This window comes from Marinobacter gudaonensis, from assembly GCF_900115175.1.
In the GTDB taxonomy this organism is placed as follows: domain Bacteria; phylum Pseudomonadota; class Gammaproteobacteria; order Pseudomonadales; family Oleiphilaceae; genus Marinobacter; species Marinobacter gudaonensis.
Window position 1 is genome coordinate 532,110 of record NZ_FOYV01000001.1, and the last position, 18,352, is coordinate 550,461.

The following is an 18,352-nucleotide window of genomic DNA, read 5'->3' on the forward strand; positions in this document are numbered from 1 at the left end:
CTCTCTGGATTCGGATTGGGCGACAGTCTATCGGGAATTTCCGGCTCTTAAAAATAGAAAAACCCCGCCGAAGCGGGGTTTTCATCGTGCCGGCGACAACAACCGCTACTTCTTGTTGGCCTCGTCACGCAGCTCGCGGCGCAGGATCTTGCCGACGTTGGTCTTGGGCAGCTCATCCCGGAATTCGAACTGCTTGGGCACCTTGTAGGCGGTCAGCCGCTCGCGACAGAACTCCTTGAGTTCGTTCTCGGTAACACCCTCGGCGGTGGGCACCAGGAACACCTTCACAGCCTCGCCACTCTTGGCGTCGGGCACACCCACAGCGGCACATTCCACCACTTTCGGATGGCTGCTCACCACGTCCTCGATTTCGTTCGGGAACACATTGAAGCCAGACACGATAATCATGTCCTTCTTGCGATCAACAATGCGGATGTAACCATCCTCCTGGATCAGGGCAATATCCCCGGTGCGAAGGTATCCGTCTTCGGTGAACGATTTCTGGGTATCTTCCGGGCGCTGCCAGTAGCCCCGCATAACCTGGGGCCCTTTCACACACAACTCACCGGGTTCACCCAGCGGTGTCTCGTTGCCCTCTTCATCAATGGTCTTGACCTTGGTGGACGGGATCGGCAAGCCGATGGTGCCCAACTGGATGGCGCTGTGGGGATTGAAAGTCACCACGGGAGAAGTTTCGGTCATGCCAAAGCCTTCGCAGATCTCACAACCGGTTACCCGCTCCCACATCTTCGCTGTGTCACTGGTCAAAGCCATGCCACCTGAAGACGTCAATTTCAGGGCGCTGAAATCGAGGTCCTGAAACTCTTCATTGTTGCACAGCGCTACGAACAGGGTGTTCAGGCCCAGGAACGCGGTGAACTTGTGGTTTTTCAATTCCTTCACAAAGCCCGGAATGTCCCGCGGGTTGGGGATCAGCACGTTGTGGGCGCCAGCCTCAAGCATGATGCCGCAATTCAGGGTAAAGGAGTAAATGTGGTACAGGGGCAGCGGCGCGATCACCACTTCCTGCCCTTCCACCACCATATCTTCCATCATCGGGCGGGTCTGCAGGAGGTTGGCAACCAGGTTGCCGTGGGTCAGCATGGCGCCCTTGGCAACACCGGTGGTGCCGCCGGTGTACTGCAATACCGCGATGTCATCCTGCTTGCACTCAACCGGGGTAAAGGTCTCGCGTGCACCCGCGTTGAGTACCGCCGGCAGCTTGTGGGCCTGGGGCAGATTGAACGGAGGCACCATCTTCTTCACGTGCTTGACGACAGCGTTCATCAGCGTACGTTTGATCGGCGAGTGCATGTCGGCAACCTCGGTCACGATCACGTGCTCGATGCCGGTGTGCGGCAATACCTTCTCGGCGTTCTCCGCCATGTTCGCCAGAACCACCAGCGCCTTGGCACCGGAATCGTTGAACTGATGCTCCATCTCACGGGTGGTGTACAGCGGGTTGGTGTTCACTACAATCAGGCCGGCACGCATAGCGCCAAACACCACCACTGGATACTGGCTGACGTTCGGCATCTGGACTGCGATACGGTCGCCGGGTTTCAGGTCGGTCTTGTTCTGCAGCCAGGCGGCGAAGTTGCGACTCTGGGTATCCAGGTCACGGTAAGTGAGGGTAGCGCCAACAGCACTGAATGCGGGACGATCGGCGAATTTTTTGACCGCCTGCTCAAACACATCCACCATGCTCTTGTACTTGTTCAGGTCTATCTCCCGGGGCACGCCGGCGGGGTATTTGTCCTGATAGAACTGCTCAAAATCCATCACCATCTCCTGTTTGGCGCTTCTGATTGTAATGATCGACCAATGCCAGACTGAGAAGAAAATCAACCCGACAAAAGTATCAGCCTCAAAAAAGAGGGGAGAGAATAGCAGTTTTGTTAACGATGAGGTAGTTTTCGGATTGATAACCGGAACACCTGTACCAGCCAACCTTCGTGCGGAGCACGCCATGAGCGATACCCTTGATACTCTTGAAAATCTCACCTACGAGGAACTCAATGAAGGCGACACCGCCACCTTTACACGCACCCTCACAGAAGACGAGCTGGTGCTGTTTGCGGCGGTTTCCGGGGACGTAAATCCGGTGCATCTGGACCCGGAATTCGCGGCCGGGTCCATGTTCAAGGAACGTATTGCCCACGGCATGTGGAGCGGTTCGCTGATATCCGCGGCACTGGCCACGGTGATGCCTGGCCCGGGCACCATTTACCTGGAACAGAACCTGGCGTTCAAGCGGCCGGTAAAGCTGGATGACACCCTGACGGTGAACCTCAAAGTGCTGAGCAAGGAGCCAAAGAATCGCGTGATAGTGCACTGCGATGTGCGCAACCAGAATGACCAGCAAGTGGTGATTGGCGAGGCCAAGGTCATCGCGCCGACCACGAAAGTGTCCCTGCACAAACCTCAACTACCGAAGATCACTATCGACCGCTGATCTTCTGCACCGCCGGGAAAGGGTGGCGACACCCTGCCCCGACCTGCTATCTCAGTAGCTCTTCAGCCGGGCAGGAAATCAATCGGGAACCGCACCTTCCGGGCCTCGACATTGTCGGCGCCAAAATTGAACAGCCGTACGCGCATGGCGATCCGCTGCTCAAGTGTGGGATGTTCCAGTTCCGAGCTCACCACCTCACAGGCAGAAACCGAGCCGTCGGGCTCGATAACAAGCTCCAGCAGAACCTTGCCCTCCAGCGTTGGATCCTGCCGCAGCTCCCGCCGGTACAGGGAATAAAGTGCGGTTTTCTGGGCATCGAACACCTTTCGGATGTTGCTCATGGCCCGCTCGCCGGTCGAGGGCCTGGCAGAGCCAGGGCTAGCCGCCACCTCCCGGGGCGCCGCCTCTTCCGCAACCTTTACGCTCTTCACCTGATGGTCCGCCACCGCTACCGAGGCGTCTTCCATTGCCTGATCGGCAACGCCGCCACTGCCAGCAAGGACCGACGACTGCTCCGGCGCCAGTTCGGCCTCCGTCGCCGCCGTCCCGGTGTTGGCGGTAAAGGTCTTTCCGGATGTCGGTTCTGGTGCGCGCATGGAGGCCAGCCGGTCTTTCATTGCGAGCAAGCCCGATCTGGACGCCTTTTCCCGGGCCTGCTCGACCGTCTGGGCGGGTTCGCCCCCCGGCGGTGTTGCATCGGGCACTGGTTCCGGCTCAGGCGCAGGATCCGGTTTCTGCTCGGCCACTTTCGGCTCCGGCTCCACGGGTTCCGGCGGCTGCACAGGCTCAGGCTCTGGTTCCGGTTCGGGCTGCGCCGGTTCGGGGGGAGAGACGGGCCGGGGCGCCTCCACAAGCCGGGCCAATCGCGGCGGAATCTGCTCAACCTCGCTCCGGTCCCGCTCCGGCAATTGGAGAGAGGGGATCAGAAACGCGGGGGGCAGGAACAGCGCCACCATAACCACAAGGATGACGGCGAACCGCCGGTTTTCGCCGGCTTCCCGACTCCAGGGCAGCAGGCTGTGGACCTCCGGAGACGACCGTTGATCAGCCATTGTGAGGTCCCTCCTTCGGGCCCTCGGCCACGTCCACGGATTCAACCGCCAACCTGACCTGCCGGTACTGCTCATCCACACAGGTTTGCATAACCTTCCGCAACAGCCGGTAATCGGTGTCACGGCCCGCCATGATGGTCACCGCCAGACCTTCCTCTGGAACTTCAGCCCAGCGCGCGCGCCGCCAAGCAAGCTCTTCAGACAGGCCAGAGATGTGCGTGTCTCCGGTTTCAATGCCCTCCAGGCGGGCGACTTCCTTGCCCTGAACCAGAATCGATTCCCCGGTTACCCGCACCGTGAGGTTCTCCACCGCTTCCTGCCGTGCTGTGGATTCGGGCAACGGCACGTCTGCGGTATTCTGCAGGACCTTTACATCGGAGGAGTTCACCATGAGGAAGAAGACCAGGATGGTGAAGATGTCCATCAGTGACACCAGGTTCAGGCCGCCGGGCTTGTGCATTCGGCTGTAATGGCGCTGAATACGACGTGCCTTCCGGGAGGTTTTCATGCCCCCTCCCCGCTTGCCGCTTTGTTGTTCGTGGCCAACCGCCGATCATCAGCGGCATCCATCAGCGAGACATCCGGAAACAGCTCCCCCTCCACCACGCTGGCAGCCACAACCGCCGGATACGAGCGGACCGTGTCCATGGCAGTCACCAGGGTCTGGTAATCCACATCCGGGCCTACCTCAAGAATCACATCGGTCTTTTCCGGTACCCGGGCCTTAATCTGACGGAGCACCTCGCGCAACCCCGTAAAGTCCTGCCCGCTGCTATGCGCAGGCAGCACCCGGATAAGCCCGCGACGACTGTCCGCCACCTCCATGCCCTCGGGGATCAGCGTCACCACCAGCCTCAACTCCTCGGCCGGAGGCGCTTCACCCGCCGGCAGCCCCGGGAAATTCAGCTCGATCATTCGTACCTGGCTGAACACCATCCCCAGCAACAACACGGGCACCAGCACAATCATCAGATTGAGGAAGGCAGTGATGTCGAGCTCCGGCGCAACGTTGGTCCTGCGATGTCGACGTCTCATGACCTTTCCTCAGGCGGCCGAATGCCGCGTGCCCGGCTCGGAGATCAGATTCAGAAGCTTTACTCCAGCCATCTCGAAACTGTCGACAATCTCGTTGGTACGGGTTTGCAGTATGGCGTGGAACATCAACAGCGGGATCGCCGACATCAATCCGAAGGCCGTCGTGTTCATGGCCACGGAAATGCTCTCCGACAGGAGGCTGGCCTTCTGGGAGGGGTCGGCGGCGGCCACGGCAGTAAACGCGGAAATCAGGCCAATGATCGTGCCCAGCAGACCCAGAAGTGTGGCAATGTTGGCCAGCGTCGCCAGGTATTGGGTGCGCTTCTCCAGGCGGGGCAGCACCTCCATCAGCCCCTCTTCCATGGCGTATTCAATCTCTTCCCGACGGCTGTTATTCAGCAGCCGTCCGATGCCCGCGCCCATGATCGAGGCAATCGCACTGTTGGAGTTGCTGGCCAGCTTCATCGCCCGCGGGTAATCCCGCTTCTGCAACAGCGGAAGGATGCCTTTCTCAAAAGCCGTGCGATTCCGCCGGCGCACGGCCGACAGGTAGAAAAACCGCTCCAGCGTGATGGCAAGGCCCAGCGCCAGGACCACGGCGATGGGATACATGAAGGGACCGCCTTCCTGGAAGAAACGTACGATGGTGTCCAGCATTGTTATTCTCCTGTGAATGACTGCTCAGTGCCGTCTGGGCCCGAAAACGGGCTCAGAATCAGGGGGTTCAGGTTGTCGCGAAAAACTCTGTGTCGTTCCAGCGCCAGCGGGTCAACCGGCGCCAGCAGTTCCGGTGCCTGGTCATCAAGTTCGGCACGGGGCCGCTTCGAAAGACTGGGCGCCTGCCAGGGCAGGATGTAGAGGACCCTGGGCTCGTCCTCTCCAAGGCTGGCCGAAATTCCTTCCACGCTGAGGCGCGAGGTTGATACGCCGGTGGCCTGATCTGCGGCCGCCACAGGCATCAAAAGCGCGGGCACCATCCAGGCCAGAACCAGGCATGCGGTTGCCTTAACGGATACGCTCACCATCACTGGAGCCTCCGTTCCAGATCGGCAATCCAGCCGGCCACCGATTCGTCATCTTCCGCCGACAGCTCCCGGTATCGGTTGTAATGATGCAGCGCCGTTTCGAGGTCCAGCAGATAGAGCTCCGAAATCACGGCCAGGTTGTAGTGCAGCTCGGCCACGGAAGGTGAACGGCGGATGCCCTGCCCGAGCAGCTCGGCAGCCTCCGTGAACCGGTTCTGCTCCTTGAGAAGAAGCGCGAGATTATTGACCACCACTGAATTAGCCGGGTCCAGAGCTACCGCCTTTTGCCAGGCTTCGACAGCAGCGTCCTTCCGGCCCTGATCGTAAGCTTCGCGGCCCGCCTGGACGTGCACTCCGGCCTCTTCAGGGCTCACCCTGGTGGCCTCTGGCTCCTTTGGGGACTTTCCTGCACAACCGGATAGAACAACGACCAGAAGCGTCAGGAACACACGTTTGAAAAACCGGGTTTCAAGCGCCATCGCCAACCTCCATGTTCCAGCTCAACCATTTCAGATTCCGTTCGTAGCGCCCCGGGTGCAGCTCGGCCAGAATGCTCAGACTCCGGCCAATCCAGGGGTCGTATCCGCTGGAGGTTATCCGTTGATGGTTTTGACGATGCAGGGCTATCGCTTTCTCTTCGAAGGGATAGGCCTCCTCCTCGAGCAGCATCTGATACTGCATGGCCTCCATCTCGTTAAGCTCGGCAGGCACCGACGACGCCATCAGATCATTGGCGAGGCCGCGGTAGAGCTCCGCGCGCCGAAACAGCGATTCAGAACGCACCTGTTCGCCCCCCAGCGCTTCGGCATCCTGGAACCGCTGACGAGCGGTTTCCAGCGCCTCCTGTTTGCGAGCGAGTGACTGTTCAAGCGGGTGGTCGAGCCCTATGCGGGTGAAGGCTGCTGCCGCCCGAGCGCCGAGTACCAGAGAGGCCCGGGCGGCCCATTCCAGCGAGGCATCGCTGTGCCAGGGGCTGTCCAGTTCGGCAGCTACGAGCGCCTCACGCCAGTAATCGGCGTCTTCAGTGGATTCCATCAACTGGTAACGCAACGTCTGCAATTGCTGGTGTTGCTGGCCATCGCCGGGTGACGGATTGGCGGCGAGATAATCCCGATAGAGCTGGTTACGCTCAACAAGATTGCCTGCCCGATCCAGGAGTTCAGCGGCACGAAGCCTGTACGACCAGGGGTCTGCCTGGTTCGCCGATGCCTGCAATAACTCGGAAGCCGCACGGGTGTAGTCGCCCGACTCGGTCCAGGCAAGCACCAGCTTTTCACTGATACCCTCGGCCAGCCCATGGTTCGGGAACGCCTTGCGAAACTCCTCAAGGTTTGCCACCGCCGGGCCCCAGGCAGCGGCCTTGAGCAGGGTGTTGGCCGCGTCGTAACGAGCCTTGATGGCAATCTCGGAACCGGGAAGGATCGGCGCCACGCGCTCGAAATGCCGAACGGCCTCGTCTACCCTGCCCGCCGCGGCGGCCTGCTCGCCCTGACGATAGACAACCGTTGCCAGTTGCTGACGGAGCTCTTCCGTCTGCCCCGATACCCTTGCAGACACACCTTCGCTCTCTGCAAGCTTCAGGGCCTGGTTCCAGGCCCGTTCAGCAAGACCGTACTCCCCGTTCTGCTGCCGGATGCGGGCGGTCACCTGCCAGGCGGCAAACCGCTCGTCGCTGGAGGCACCGGAACTTCCGATTACCCGGGCGCTGTAATCCAGGGCCAGAGTTTGATCTCCCACAGACAGCCAGCGCGCCGCAAGATCCGCCATCAGGCTGATGCCGCGCGGGTCCCCGGGAAACCTGGAGAGGAAGCGGTCTGCTTCTCCAGTGAGGTCCGATAACCCCGGAGCAAAGGCCTCATCGGTCTTTCGACCGTCAACACCATCTCGAAGCAAAACGATGCCCGCCCAGCCTGCGTCGGCGGCCTCGGCAAAGCCGGTTTGCTCATAGGCCGCCTGACGGAAATCGGTCAGCGCCAACGGGTACTGTCCTGCCTGGAGGCGCGCATCGCCTGCCAGTCTCAGAACCTCACCCGCATGGTTGACTCGCTCCGCGAGGCCTTCATAGAAGCCGGCGGCCGTTCGGAACGCGTCCCTCGCCAGTTCGTCCTGTTCCTCTTTCAGGAACCTGCTGCCTCGTGCGTACGCATGATCGGCCAGTTCGCGGCTGAATTCCTGCCAACGGGCTTGATGCTCGGCCCCAAGGGCAGAATAGGCCTCAAGCGGACGGTATTGCGCAACGAACTCAGCGCGGGCTCGCCGGGCCTGGTCGGGGTCGCCTGCAGCGCGCCATACCTCAACCAGCTGCAACCGGAAGGCCGGCTCCGATGGATGTTCAGGCGCCCAATCGAAAAAAGCCTCGTGAGTTTCAACGCTTGCAAGGGTTTCACCTCGTACCGCGTAATAATCCGCCAGCCGGTCGAACAGGAGATGTTCCCAGGCGGGGTGCCCGGCTCCCTCGAGCCAAGTGACCAGCGATTCCGGCCCCTGCTTGCGGCTTGCCATCAACGCCAGTACGCGGAAGGTATCGTCAATCGTATCGACATTGGATTCAGCAACGGTCGAGAGACTGGCCGAATCTGGCAGGAATTCGTCAAGCACCGTTACAAAGGTTCCGGCGGCACGATTCCAGGCAGCGGAACCCTGCTTGAACTGGCTCCAGCCGAGCATATACCGGGCCTTGGTGCCCAACTCACCCGCCTGGCTGGATTCCAGCAGCTGGCGATAACCCGTCTCGGCCCGGGCATAGTCACCGGCGGCAAAGGCGTGCTCTGCCAGTCGGAACCGGGCCTCCGATACCAGCGGGGAGCCAGGATACAACCCCACCAACTGCTCTAACCGCTGAATCGAGGCCTCCGGCTGACCGGTCAAGGCGTGGGCCTTGGCCATCTGGTACAACAGCTCATCCAGGCGACCGGCGTAGGCGCCCCGCTCCAGAATGGCTTCATAACTGTCGATGGCCTGTCGGTAGGCCTGTTCTTCCTCCGCCGGTGAAAAACCCACGTCCTCACCGGAACGATCCCGGATATTACCCAGCCGGTTCAGGGCATCAATCCGGACCTCCGGCTCATCCGATGACTGGAACAGGCGCTGGTAGCGCCGGGCAACCTCTGCCGGCGAAATAGCCGGAAGCGGTCGGCTTTCGAAAGGCAGGAATACCGGCCGCATATCCCCGAGGGTATCGCCTTCACCTCCAAGCTCCACCCGGAATGACTCCTGGGCAGCTGTCGCCCCTGTGACGAGGACCAATCCCATGAAAGCAGCAAATGGCAGGTTCCGGGGCCACGCACTCATTGGCTGTTCTCCCCGAGATTCTGCAAGGCAAGGTATTCGTAGAGATGCGCAATCTGCTGTTCGGTTTTGTCCAGGGCGTAGGTCAATCTCTGGTCCTGCTGCCGGACAAACGCCAGAGCCAGTTCGTCGAGGGCCTCGGCGGACTTCCCGGAGAGTTCGCGCACGGCGGACAACAACCGCTCGTTCCGCCGCTGGAGTGCCCTCGCCTGTTCAGCGAGAGACTCAAGCACAGCCGGCCGGATGGTTGCCCGCTGATCCAGAAGGTCAAGGCGGCTTCGGGCATCGGCAATGGTGGTCTTGAGTTCCCGCAGGCGGAGGGCCTGTTCCTTGCCCGCGCCAGCAGAGAAACGTTCTATCCGCTCCAGAAGCGCCTCTCCCTCCCGGATCAAGCGTCTGATGCCATCACCGCCATCCCCGATTGACCCCGAGGACACATCCCTCAACGCGGTCTCGAGAGCTTTCTGAAAGACGTCGAGGTCACGACCAAACCCCTCAAGCTGCCCTCTGAGTGCCTCCAGCTCCGCAACCCGACCGGCGGCGTGCTGCGCGTCCGGCTGCTTCATGAACGCCAGCAGGTAAGCCATCCTGGGCTGGGTCAGTGTGCGGCTGTCGGCAAGAAACCAGTCCACGCCGGTATCACGGGCGTCAAGAATCAAGGTTTTGTAGGCGCCGTCCCGCCCGATCTTCTCCGACAGCTTTCGCAAAGTCACCCGCTCACTCTCAAAAGCCGCGTTGGCGGCCAGGTAAGCTTCCCCGGATTGGCCAAGATAGCCGGAGAGATCGTAACCCCGCCCCATACCGATCCAGGCATCGGCCACCCCCGGATAGGCCAGAGGGTATTTGCGGGCCCTGTGCCAGCTTTGCATGGCCGCCCGATGATTGCCTTTTTCGGCCAGGGCGAGGCCATGGAGGTAGAGCGCGCGGGGTGTGCTGAAACTGTCGAGGTCTACCTTTTCAAGAAACCCGATGGCCTTGTCGAATTCCCCATGCTGGTAGGCAAGGTAGCCGGCGCGAACCAGCAGGTTATTGCGCAGCTTCGCCCGGCGCTCGGCTACCGGATCGCCCTCCGCCATGGCCAGGGCAACTCTCAGGGCCACCAGAGCGCGAGCGGGATTGAGGTCAGTGCTCGCGTAGTCGGTGGCCAGGTTCAGGTATCCGAGGGCGGACCAGTACCCTTCTTTCATACCGGCCAGAATGCGGCCCGCGTCATCCGTTCTGCCTTGAGCGCGGGCCGATTCGGCCTTTCGATAGAGCGCCTGCTGCCGGGCGTCTCCAAGGTGTATACCCGCACCCTCGGCTGCCCGGAAGGACACCAGCCCGGTACGGATCTCCTCCGGCAGGGGCGAGGCCGCACCAGCGCTGGTACTACCCAGCCCGACAACGGCTACCAGCAGAAGCGCACGCAGACGCAGACCCATGCCGGCTTACTCCCACTCCCGGAATGCCACTCTGGGCTCATAGTCCGGGGCGCGAGCTTCGAGGCTCATCTGGAGTCTGAGCACACCCGGGCGCTTGCGAAAGCGATGACTTGCCTCACGACGGACGAAATCCTCATCGGCAGAGCGCGCGGTAATCACCGTTGTCAATTCATGCTCGCCATTTTCCAGGTTGCCGATGAACAACTGTTGAACACCACCCTGCTCCAGCGAGGCCCGTTCGCGGTCTGTGTAGTAATGGGCGGCCACGGGCTGGTCATTAACGAACAGTTCCACCGAATCGAGGTTCAGGGCGTCGCGGCTCTGGAGTGTCAGGAAAACTGCCAGTCGGGTATTGGGTGGGTGTAACAGCTTCTGTTCAAGCGCCAACACCTCTGTGGCGTGCTTCGCCACGTGTGTGTTCAGCTCCGCGATCTGTTCATCGAGCGTCGACGCCGCATCGACCGGTACCGTCATTCCGGCGATGATCAAGGTGGTCAGCATGGCTGAAACCCACCCGTGTATCCGGCGTTGTTGTGGTTGTTTTGAGCCGAACATAAGCCTCCTGCCTACTCCGTCGTGCCTTGTAACCCATGCAATCTTCTGTAACAGATCGGCAGAAAGCGTAACACTTGGTAACCGGCAAGAACGGTATCCAGATCACCAAATTAGAAACGCAGGGTCTTGGAAGTGTCGAGTTCTTTGACAGGCGTAGCGGTTCGGGGGGCACCTTACTCCGGGGATAAGAGCGAAGAGAAGTATTTAAACGGCTGTTTTAAGGCACATTTGGGCATTTGGCCCTGTAATTGCTCAAGAATGAAGGCGGGACTGCCGTTGCGGCAACCCCGCTTGATATGCCGAGCTTTGCCGATGCCCTCAACCGCATCGGCTTTTTTTTGGATCGCTGTTTTACTTGCTCAGCTGCTTCATGGCCGATTCGAGGCCCTCAACCGTCAGCGGGTACATATGGTCGTTGACCAGTTGCCGCGTCATGCCCAGTGATCCGCCGTTGCCCCAATAGCTCTCCGGCAGGGGGTTCAGCCAGACTACTTTACGGAAATGCTCGGTAATTCGCTGGAACCAGGTGGCACCGGCTTCCTCGTTCCAGTGCTCGATCGAACCGCCGGGATGGGAAATCTCATAGGGTGCCATGGTGGCGTCACCCACGAAGATCACTTTGTAGTCCGGCGTGTACTTGTGGAGGATGTCCCAGGTGCTGGTGGTCTCGTTCATCCGGCGAATGTTGTTTTTCCAGACACTCTCGTAGATGAAATTGTGGAAGTAGAAATACTCCATATGTTTGAACTCGAGCCTGGCCGCCGAGAACAGCTCCTCACACACCCGCACGTGGGGATCCATTGACCCACCCACGTCAAAGAAGATCAGGACCTTTACCGCATTATGCCGCTCCGGCACCATTTTCAGGTCCAGGTAGCCGGCGTTGCGTGCGGTAGAACGGATTGTGTCGTCCATATCCAGCTGATCCGCAGCGCCCTGGCGGGCAAACTTCCTCAGCCGTCGCAGCGCCACCTTGATGTTCCGGATACCCAGGGTGACGCTGTCGTCGAGGTCCTTGAACTCGCGTTTCTCCCACACCTTCACGGCGCGACCATGGCGACCGTTCTTCTGGCCGATACGGAAACCTTCCGGATTGTAGCCATTAGCACCGAAAGGCGACGTGCCGCCGGTACCAATCCACTTGTTACCGCCGGCGTGACGTTCCTGCTGCTCTTCCATGCGCTTCTTGAAGGTTTCGATCAGTTCCTCAAGACCGCCGAGAGAGTCAATCTTGGCCTTCTCCTCCTCGGTCAGGTGCTTCTCGAACTCCGCTCTGAGCCAATCGTCCGGAATCAGAGCCTCAAGCAGATCGTCGAGGTTCTCAATACCTTCGAAATAGGCCTGGAACGCGCGGTCGAACTTGTCGAAGTGACGCTCGTCCTTCACCAGACACAAACGGGAGAGGTAATAGAACTCTTCCATGTCGGCAAAGGCCAGACGCTTCTGCAGCGCCTCCAGCAGATCCAGGAACTCCCGCAGACTGGCCGGGACCCGCGCGCGCCTTACCTCAAGAAAAAAATCAATCAACATAAACGATGACTCTTGCCGGGACGTTTGCCAGGACTCTTACCCAGGATCAGCTGCGGCGACGTGCCATGAAGGCAAGCTTCTGCAGCAGGTGTACATCCTGCTCATTCTTTACCAGGGCACCATACAGTGGTGGCAACGCCGAGCTGGTGTCCTTCTCCTGCAACATTTTTGCGGACAGCTCGTCGGCCATCAACAGCTTGAGCCAGTCGATCAGCTCGGAGGTTGACGGCTTCTTCTTCAGCCCCGGTACCTTGCGCACGTCAAAGAAGACTTCCAGTGCATCGCGCACGATGGCCTGCTGCAGACCCGGGAAATGCACGTCCACGATGTTCTTCATGGTGTCGTGGTCCGGGAAGCTGATGTAGTGGAAGAAACAGCGGCGCAGGAAGGCATCCGGCAGCTCTTTCTCGTTGTTACTGGTGATCACCACGATCGGCCGCTGCTTGGCCTTGACGAACTGCTGGGTCTCGTAGACATAGAATTCCATCCGATCCAGCTCGAGCAACAAATCGTTGGGGAATTCGATATCGGCCTTGTCGATCTCGTCGATCAGCAGCACCACCTGCTCATCGGACTCAAACGCTTCCCACAGCTTGCCCTTGACGATGTAATTGCGGATGTCCTTGACCTTCTCATCGCCCAGCTGGGAATCCCGCAGGCGCGAGACCGCGTCGTACTCATACAGACCCTGCTGGGCCTTGGTGGTGGACTTGATGTGCCAGGGAATCAGCTTCATGCCGAGCCCCGCCGCCATTTCTTCGGCCAGCAGGGTTTTCCCGGTGCCCGGCTCGCCTTTGATCAGCAGCGGGCGCTGGAGTCCGATCGCGGCGTTGACGGCCATTTGCAGGTCATCGGTGGCTACGTATTTCTCGGTACCGGTAAACTTCATGGTCTGGTTCCTGTTGGTTACTTTTTCGAATCTTTCTGATTGCGTTTGTCGTCGGAGTCATCATCCGGAAGTCCGGACTGCTCCTCGTCGTAATCCGGAAGGTCGTCGAACTCCGACAGATCGAAATCCTCCAGGCCGAACTCCTCTTCGTCGTCGGCCGGTTCCTCATCTACCGGAGTATCGGCTACCGGAATTTCCACATCGTCGTCGACCGTGTCATCGGCCTCAGCCGGCCATTCCTCTTCCACCTTTGGCGGCTCGGCGTCATCAATCACCGCTTCAAGATCGGCCAACTCCTCGTCAGTCGGGGGCTCTGTGACTTCGGGAATGTCTTCGGGTTCAGGCTCGGGTTCTGGCCCTGATTCCAGTTCAGGCTCGGGCTCGAGTTCCGGTTCGGGTACCGCCGTCTCAGCCGTCGGTTCAGTCTCTGGTTCTTCATCGAGGTCCGCCAGGGTTTCCCGCTCAGCGGCCGCCTGTTCCTGAGCCTCCTGACGTTTGCGACGCTGGCGCAAAGCAAACCAGACGATACCCGCCAGCATGGCAACCGCACCGCCCGCTGCACCGTAGGCCCAGACTGGGAGTCCGGACGCCGGCTCTGCCTCTTCCGACGCGGCCACGGAAGCTGTCTGCGCTTCATCTTCCGGCGTTACTGGCGCATCCGCTTCGGTCGCCGGTGCCGGCTCGACCTGACTGACATCAATCGGAGACTCGATGGCAGGCTCAGCTGCGGGTTCTGCCTCGGCCTGGGGCGCCGTTCCGGATGGCTCCGCCTCCGGTGAAGGGACCCCTTCTTCGCTCTCCGGTTCGGCCAATGGCTCACCAGGGGCTTCGGTGGGCGCCGGCGCCTCAGCACCCTCGGGCACGGTAAAGCCCACAGTGGCGCTGAACTTCCGGCTGAAGGTCTGACCGTCCGCCACCACGTCAATGGTGTACAGCCCCGGGGCAGGCAAACGGCCAACGGTGTCTCTGTAGGTGCCATCTTCCGGCGGCTGTTCTCCGGAGAGAATCTTGGTGCCGCTGCGGCCGTCTTCAGAGGTAATGCTCAGGCTTACCTCGAGTACCCCCAGAAAATCCGGATTGGTGATTTTTTCCTGTTCCTCAAAGAATGCGACGCGGATGTCCAGTGGCGCTTCCGCCGAGAAAGTCGGGGGCATGGGGCTCACCACCATACGCAGATCGCTGACCACGGTCACCCGGCTGCCCTCACCGAGCTCACCCTGGATACCCCATTTGCCTGACTGGGGGCCGGTTACGGTTATGAGGTCGTAGCCCGCTTCCCTGGCCCATCGCACGTTGTCAGGCACATCGTTGAGATTCAGGGCCTTGCCATCGGGCCGAACAAGCGTGAGTTCACGGGTTGCGGCTGTCTCGGTCTCCCCCCAGAAGATCAGCGCTGTGAATTCCTGAACCCCGGAATCCACCGTAAATCCATTGCCTTCAATGGGAATCTGTTCCTGTGGCACGGCAGTATTGAGCGCCTCCAGAAAGGCCAGATTGAGGGCATCGGCGGTCTGGGCAACCTGGAAGCGGCCACCAGACCGTGTCGCCAGAGCTTTCAGAAAATCGGTATCCGCCGCCTCTGAAAGAGCTACCGGATGGAAAGTTGCACCCCTTTCAATCAGGCGAGCGGCAATGGAATCAAGGATACGCTGTTCCTCGGCGGCATTGACTTCCGGCTTGTCCGAAATGTCAACCTTGCCGTCCGTGAGCAGAATGAAGTGGGTCCGGCTCAGATCGCCGTCGGTGACATAGTCGTCGCTGGCCGTCTGGATGGCGGCGCCGAGGTTGGTCCGAAGTGCCACAGAGTTGATCTGGGCCGAACGCTGAATGGCCATGTCCCGCCAGGCATCGTTCACTTCCTGGTGCGGAACCAGCATGTTGACGTACTGGCCAAAGGTCCACACGCCCGCCGTCGAACCCTCCGGGAGCAGCCTGGCCAACAGGCGTACCGCCGGCTGACGAAGGTTTTCCGGATCGGTCTCTTTCATGGAGCCGGAAATATCAACGATGATCCGGACATCGGACGTCTCCGGGAACTGAACCTCCCCGGAGGACTCCTGGGCGGCCAACGGCCCGGACAAACCCATCGCCAGAAGCAGAGCAAAAAGGTGTATCAAACCAGATGATTTCGCACTCAAGCCATTCGTCCCTTTGTCTATTGGGGGCTTTCTTGTTGTAACTTCCTGACTGATCGGCCCTGCCCCGATTTACCGTCGAACCAGGCGATAGCGCACCAGATCGAGTACCCACACCAGCAACATTACCAGACCGGCGAGCCCGAGGTTGAACGCTGCCCGTCCGGCCGCGTCAACGTTGCCAAGAATCATCTCGTAACCACCAAACAGCCAGGCGGGAATCCACCAGCCCGCTACCTCTGGTGATTCAACCGGTGTTAGCAGCAGTGCCACCAGCGCGGCGAGAAACAGGGTCCGCAGGCCGTAGAGTGGGAGGAAGCGTACAAGGCGCTTCACCATGTAAAAAAACACCACAAACGCGAGGGCGTAGGCGGCCCAGAAAATGCCATAGGCCAGTTGTGCATCGGTATCGATCATTACAGAATCCAGTGAATAATATGTTCTTCCCAGTCTTGTTCGGTCACACGGTCCTCAGACAGAACCCGGTGGCGAACAGACACGCCCGCCTCGTGCACCGATTCCGGATCGCCGCTACGCAGCGGGTGCCACTCCGCCAGTGGCCGGTTCTCGGCCAGCGTGCGATAGGCACAGGTATACGGTAGCCAATGGTAGTAGTTGACGGTCTCCGGTGTCAGCACGGTGCAACCGGGCACCTTCTCAAGGCGCTGTTCGTAAACCGTGCATTGGCAGGTTTCGTCGTCCATATACCGGCACACCAGATCGGTGTGGTATACCTCGCCGGTGTCCTCATCCTCGAGCTTGTTCAGGCAACACTTGCCGCAACCGTCACAGAGCGATTCCCACTCCCGTGGGGTCATCTCGTGCAGACGCTTGCGCTGCCAGAACGGGACCTGCGCTATCACGGGCTATGCCGTTCCAGCTTGCGCTTGAAGTCCACCACGTAGTTTTCCCTCTCTTCCGGCATCTGCAGGTAAAAGTCCTTCTCTGCAATTGCCTCAAGCACCTGCTTGCCGGTGGTCCTGGCCAGCTTCTTCTCTGGTGTCAACAGCAGGTCCATGGAGTGAATCGGCTGGCCGAAGATGGTCCGCAACCCCTCTGGCAGGTCTTCCCACTTCTGGTCGCGCCGAACGAACACATAGGTATCGTTCTTCTTGCTGCTGCGAAATACGGAGACAAACGCCCGGTCTTTCATGATGTCAGTAATTCCTCGATCTCGGTGCGCACGGGCGCCAGGATACGGGCCCGCCAGCCCTGAAAAAAATCGTGTCTGGCCAGATCCGGATCCTGGACCACTTTCTCGAGGCGCTTGCGCGGAGCCAACAATTCCATTGGAATATCAACGTCTTCTGACGCTTTCTTGAAAAGGCGCTTCAACTGTTTGTAGAAACCCTGCTGCTCCCTCGAGAGCGGCGATGCTATGCGCTCAAGGCTCGAATTATCCGCAGTTGAACCCTGACTCACAAGTTCCACCAGGGTCTCACCATAGCGGCGCACGGCGCCTCCAGGCACACCCTGGATGTTGGACAGCTCCCTTACCGACCGGGGCAGCCTTTCGGCAATCGCAATCAGCAGGGCATCTGCCAGCACGCGATTCCGCGGCCGGTCCCGCTTCTGGCATTCCAGCTCGCGCCATTTCACGAGTTCTTTCAGCACACCTTGCTGCTGGGGCGACAGGGTCCAGCCGCCCCGCAGCTTGAGATAGTGATTGTCGGGATCTTCCTGGCTGGCCAGTTCATTGGCAAAGCGCATGGATTCCTCCGCCAAGGCCCCTGCAAGCCCACGCTTTTCCAGCAAGCCCATGACCCAGTGATACATGGGCTCCAGAAAACGGATGTCGTCGATGGCGTAGCGCTGCTGGGCCTCGCTCAGGGGGCGTGCCAGCCAGTCTGAACGGGTTGCCGATTTGTCGAGTGTTTCCCCGAACAGGCTTTCCACCAGTTTGGCGTAGCCCAGGGAAAAGCCCGCGCCCGCCATGGCCGCTCCGATCTGAAGATCAATCACGCCTGCCGGTTCCAGCTTGAGCCATTGCCGGAACAGCTCCAGGTCTTCACTCATGGCATAGAGCAGTTTCGGAGTAGCAGGGTCAGCAAGCAGCTCCCTAAAACGCAGCGATTGCTCAGCCACCGACGGGTCCACGAGACAGAACTCTTCACCGAGCCCCAACTGGACCAGTCCGGGAATGGGATAGAAGGTGTTCACCCGCTCGAACTCGGTGTCGAGGGCAAGCAGCCTGCCCTGCGCCGGCTCCAGCCAACGATCGAGCTCTTGCGGCTCGTGTATCCATGGAATCTCGGCGGGCGCCGGTGGGACGCTGGCCGCCATCGCAGCCTCGGTAGAGCTATCCATTAGAGCCTTCCATAACAGCAGTCATAAACGTGCCTGGCCTGAATCAGTCAGAGAGTGGCTTGCGGCCCCGGAAGGCATGCGTGAGCGTAAAGCCGTCAACGTAACCCAGCTCGCCACCCACGGGAATGCCGTGGGCAAGCCGGGTAATGAGAATGCCCTGGCCGTCAAGCCGGTCGGCAATGTAGTGGGCGGTTGCCTCGCCTTCAACCGTGGGGTTGGTGGCCAGAATCAGTTCGGTCACGCCTTCCTCACGGATCCGTTTGAGCAGCCGCTCGATGCCGATCTGCTCGGGGCCGACGCCATCAATCGGAGACAGGTGCCCCATCAGCACGAAATAACCGCCCCGATAGTCGCCCGCCTGTTCGATGGCCAGGAGATCGGAGGGGCTTTCGACCACGCACAGGGTACCGGTACGGCGCTGGGGGTTTTCGCAGATCCCGCAGAGTTCTGTGTCTGAGAAGTTCTGGCAACACTCACAACGACGGACGCCGGTCATGGCCTGGCTCAAGGCCTCAGACAGACGTGTTCCTCCGGAGCGGCCTCGTTCAAGCAGATGAAAGGCCATTCGCTGGGCGGTTTTCTGTCCCACGCCAGGCAGGCAGCGAAGGGAGTCTACAAGCTCATCAACCAGGGGGCTGAACGCCATGAAATGTCCTCAAA

At 60.1% G+C, this 18,352-nt stretch carries 19 protein-coding genes; 1 reads left to right on the plus strand and 18 read right to left on the minus strand.

Annotated features, from left to right (window positions below):
• Nucleotides 1-105: 105 nt before the first annotated feature.
• Nucleotides 106-1,782: a long-chain fatty acid--CoA ligase gene (locus tag BM344_RS02415; protein ID WP_091985593.1), complete on the minus strand. Its 1,677-nt coding sequence runs from the start codon at nucleotides 1,780-1,782 to the stop codon at nucleotides 106-108.
• A 187-nt stretch (nucleotides 1,783-1,969) separates the two neighbouring features.
• On the opposite strand from BM344_RS02415, the gene BM344_RS02420 reads away from it, so the two are divergent.
• Nucleotides 1,970-2,455, plus strand: coding sequence for a MaoC/PaaZ C-terminal domain-containing protein (locus BM344_RS02420; RefSeq protein ID WP_091985595.1), 486 nt, complete (start codon nucleotides 1,970-1,972; stop codon nucleotides 2,453-2,455).
• 62 nt (nucleotides 2,456-2,517) lie between these two features.
• Here BM344_RS02420 and BM344_RS17480 read toward each other — a convergent pair whose 3' ends face one another.
• The 17 genes from BM344_RS17480 to recR form a co-directional block, all read right to left on the minus strand.
• Nucleotides 2,518-3,507 (minus strand): AgmX/PglI C-terminal domain-containing protein, encoded by a 990-nt coding sequence (locus tag BM344_RS17480; RefSeq protein WP_228143529.1) that lies wholly within the window; start codon nucleotides 3,505-3,507, stop codon nucleotides 2,518-2,520.
• On the minus strand, nucleotides 3,500-4,015 hold the full coding sequence (locus BM344_RS02435; protein WP_091985602.1) for an ExbD/TolR family protein: 516 nt from the start codon (nucleotides 4,013-4,015) through the stop codon (nucleotides 3,500-3,502). The genes BM344_RS17480 and BM344_RS02435 overlap by 8 nt, the downstream gene beginning before the upstream one ends.
• Nucleotides 4,012-4,542 (minus strand): ExbD/TolR family protein, encoded by a 531-nt coding sequence (locus BM344_RS02440; RefSeq protein WP_091985605.1) that lies wholly within the window; start codon nucleotides 4,540-4,542, stop codon nucleotides 4,012-4,014. Before BM344_RS02440 ends, BM344_RS02435 begins: the two co-directional genes overlap by 4 nt.
• Before the next feature lie 9 nt (nucleotides 4,543-4,551).
• The gene (locus tag BM344_RS02445) at nucleotides 4,552-5,199 is read right to left on the minus strand and encodes a MotA/TolQ/ExbB proton channel family protein (protein WP_091985607.1); all 648 of its coding nucleotides are present in this window, start codon (nucleotides 5,197-5,199) and stop codon (nucleotides 4,552-4,554) included.
• Between the two features lie 2 nt (nucleotides 5,200-5,201).
• Nucleotides 5,202-5,567 (minus strand): hypothetical protein, encoded by a 366-nt coding sequence (locus BM344_RS02450; protein WP_091985609.1) that lies wholly within the window; start codon nucleotides 5,565-5,567, stop codon nucleotides 5,202-5,204.
• A complete protein-coding gene (locus BM344_RS02455) occupies nucleotides 5,567-6,046 on the minus strand; it encodes a tetratricopeptide repeat protein (protein WP_091985610.1) in 480 nt (159 codons plus the stop codon). Before BM344_RS02455 ends, BM344_RS02450 begins: the two co-directional genes overlap by 1 nt.
• Nucleotides 6,036-8,858: a tetratricopeptide repeat protein gene (locus BM344_RS02460; RefSeq protein ID WP_228143530.1), complete on the minus strand. Its 2,823-nt coding sequence runs from the start codon at nucleotides 8,856-8,858 to the stop codon at nucleotides 6,036-6,038. The genes BM344_RS02455 and BM344_RS02460 overlap by 11 nt, the downstream gene beginning before the upstream one ends.
• Nucleotides 8,855-10,276 (minus strand): tetratricopeptide repeat protein, encoded by a 1,422-nt coding sequence (locus tag BM344_RS02465; protein WP_091985613.1) that lies wholly within the window; start codon nucleotides 10,274-10,276, stop codon nucleotides 8,855-8,857. The genes BM344_RS02460 and BM344_RS02465 overlap by 4 nt, the downstream gene beginning before the upstream one ends.
• A gap of 6 nt (nucleotides 10,277-10,282) precedes the next feature.
• Nucleotides 10,283-10,777 (minus strand): AraC family transcriptional regulator, encoded by a 495-nt coding sequence (locus BM344_RS02470; protein WP_091985615.1) that lies wholly within the window; start codon nucleotides 10,775-10,777, stop codon nucleotides 10,283-10,285.
• Nucleotides 10,778-11,182: 405 nt separating this feature from the next.
• Complete coding sequence (locus tag BM344_RS02475) at nucleotides 11,183-12,361, minus strand: vWA domain-containing protein (protein ID WP_091985618.1); 1,179 nt, start codon at nucleotides 12,359-12,361, stop codon at nucleotides 11,183-11,185.
• Nucleotides 12,362-12,407: 46 nt separating this feature from the next.
• Nucleotides 12,408-13,250 carry an AAA family ATPase gene (locus BM344_RS02480; protein WP_091985620.1) on the minus strand — a complete coding sequence of 281 codons (843 nt, stop codon included), beginning with the start codon at nucleotides 13,248-13,250 and terminating at the stop codon, nucleotides 12,408-12,410.
• Nucleotides 13,251-13,267: 17 nt separating this feature from the next.
• The gene (locus BM344_RS02485; protein WP_091985622.1) at nucleotides 13,268-15,337 is read right to left on the minus strand and encodes a VWA domain-containing protein; all 2,070 of its coding nucleotides are present in this window, start codon (nucleotides 15,335-15,337) and stop codon (nucleotides 13,268-13,270) included.
• 120 nt (nucleotides 15,338-15,457) lie between these two features.
• Nucleotides 15,458-15,802: a hypothetical protein gene (locus BM344_RS02490; protein ID WP_091985625.1), complete on the minus strand. Its 345-nt coding sequence runs from the start codon at nucleotides 15,800-15,802 to the stop codon at nucleotides 15,458-15,460.
• Entirely contained in the window at nucleotides 15,802-16,248 is a 447-nt protein-coding gene (locus BM344_RS02495) for a YcgN family cysteine cluster protein (RefSeq protein WP_091985628.1), read from the minus strand. Before BM344_RS02495 ends, BM344_RS02490 begins: the two co-directional genes overlap by 1 nt.
• On the minus strand, nucleotides 16,245-16,538 hold the full coding sequence (locus BM344_RS02500; protein ID WP_091985630.1) for a YcgL domain-containing protein: 294 nt from the start codon (nucleotides 16,536-16,538) through the stop codon (nucleotides 16,245-16,247). The genes BM344_RS02495 and BM344_RS02500 overlap by 4 nt, the downstream gene beginning before the upstream one ends.
• A complete protein-coding gene (locus BM344_RS02505) occupies nucleotides 16,535-17,692 on the minus strand; it encodes a ribonuclease D (RefSeq protein WP_091985633.1) in 1,158 nt (385 codons plus the stop codon). Before BM344_RS02505 ends, BM344_RS02500 begins: the two co-directional genes overlap by 4 nt.
• A gap of 43 nt (nucleotides 17,693-17,735) precedes the next feature.
• On the minus strand, nucleotides 17,736-18,338 hold the full coding sequence (recR, locus tag BM344_RS02510) for a recombination mediator RecR (protein ID WP_091985634.1): 603 nt from the start codon (nucleotides 18,336-18,338) through the stop codon (nucleotides 17,736-17,738).
• Nucleotides 18,339-18,352 lie beyond the last annotated feature (14 nt).

Bases quoted from the DNA above. Each gene is read 5' to 3' on its own strand.
- BM344_RS02480 (WP_091985620.1), bottom strand. From the start codon at position 13,250: ATGAAGTTTACCGGTACCGAGAAATACGTAGCCACCGATGACCTGCAA.
- BM344_RS02455 (WP_091985610.1), bottom strand. From the start codon at position 6,046: ATGGCGCTTGAAACCCGGTTTTTCAAACGTGTGTTCCTGACGCTTCTG.
- BM344_RS02505 (WP_091985633.1), bottom strand. From the start codon at position 17,692: ATGGATAGCTCTACCGAGGCTGCGATGGCGGCCAGCGTCCCACCGGCG.
- BM344_RS02475 (WP_091985618.1), bottom strand. From the start codon at position 12,361: ATGTTGATTGATTTTTTTCTTGAGGTAAGGCGCGCGCGGGTCCCGGCC.
- BM344_RS02460 (WP_228143530.1), bottom strand. From the start codon at position 8,858: ATGAGTGCGTGGCCCCGGAACCTGCCATTTGCTGCTTTCATGGGATTG.
- BM344_RS02500 (WP_091985630.1), bottom strand. From the start codon at position 16,538: ATGAAAGACCGGGCGTTTGTCTCCGTATTTCGCAGCAGCAAGAAGAAC.
- BM344_RS02415 (WP_091985593.1), bottom strand. From the start codon at position 1,782: ATGGATTTTGAGCAGTTCTATCAGGACAAATACCCCGCCGGCGTGCCC.
- BM344_RS02420 (WP_091985595.1), top strand. From the start codon at position 1,970: ATGAGCGATACCCTTGATACTCTTGAAAATCTCACCTACGAGGAACTC.
- BM344_RS02445 (WP_091985607.1), bottom strand. From the start codon at position 5,199: ATGCTGGACACCATCGTACGTTTCTTCCAGGAAGGCGGTCCCTTCATG.
- BM344_RS17480 (WP_228143529.1), bottom strand. From the start codon at position 3,507: ATGGCTGATCAACGGTCGTCTCCGGAGGTCCACAGCCTGCTGCCCTGG.
- BM344_RS02470 (WP_091985615.1), bottom strand. From the start codon at position 10,777: ATGCTGACCACCTTGATCATCGCCGGAATGACGGTACCGGTCGATGCG.
- BM344_RS02435 (WP_091985602.1), bottom strand. From the start codon at position 4,015: ATGAAAACCTCCCGGAAGGCACGTCGTATTCAGCGCCATTACAGCCGA.
- BM344_RS02440 (WP_091985605.1), bottom strand. From the start codon at position 4,542: ATGAGACGTCGACATCGCAGGACCAACGTTGCGCCGGAGCTCGACATC.
- BM344_RS02465 (WP_091985613.1), bottom strand. From the start codon at position 10,276: ATGGGTCTGCGTCTGCGTGCGCTTCTGCTGGTAGCCGTTGTCGGGCTG.
- BM344_RS02485 (WP_091985622.1), bottom strand. From the start codon at position 15,337: ATGGGTTTGTCCGGGCCGTTGGCCGCCCAGGAGTCCTCCGGGGAGGTT.
- BM344_RS02490 (WP_091985625.1), bottom strand. From the start codon at position 15,802: ATGATCGATACCGATGCACAACTGGCCTATGGCATTTTCTGGGCCGCC.
- BM344_RS02450 (WP_091985609.1), bottom strand. From the start codon at position 5,567: ATGGTGAGCGTATCCGTTAAGGCAACCGCATGCCTGGTTCTGGCCTGG.
- recR (WP_091985634.1), bottom strand. From the start codon at position 18,338: ATGGCGTTCAGCCCCCTGGTTGATGAGCTTGTAGACTCCCTTCGCTGC.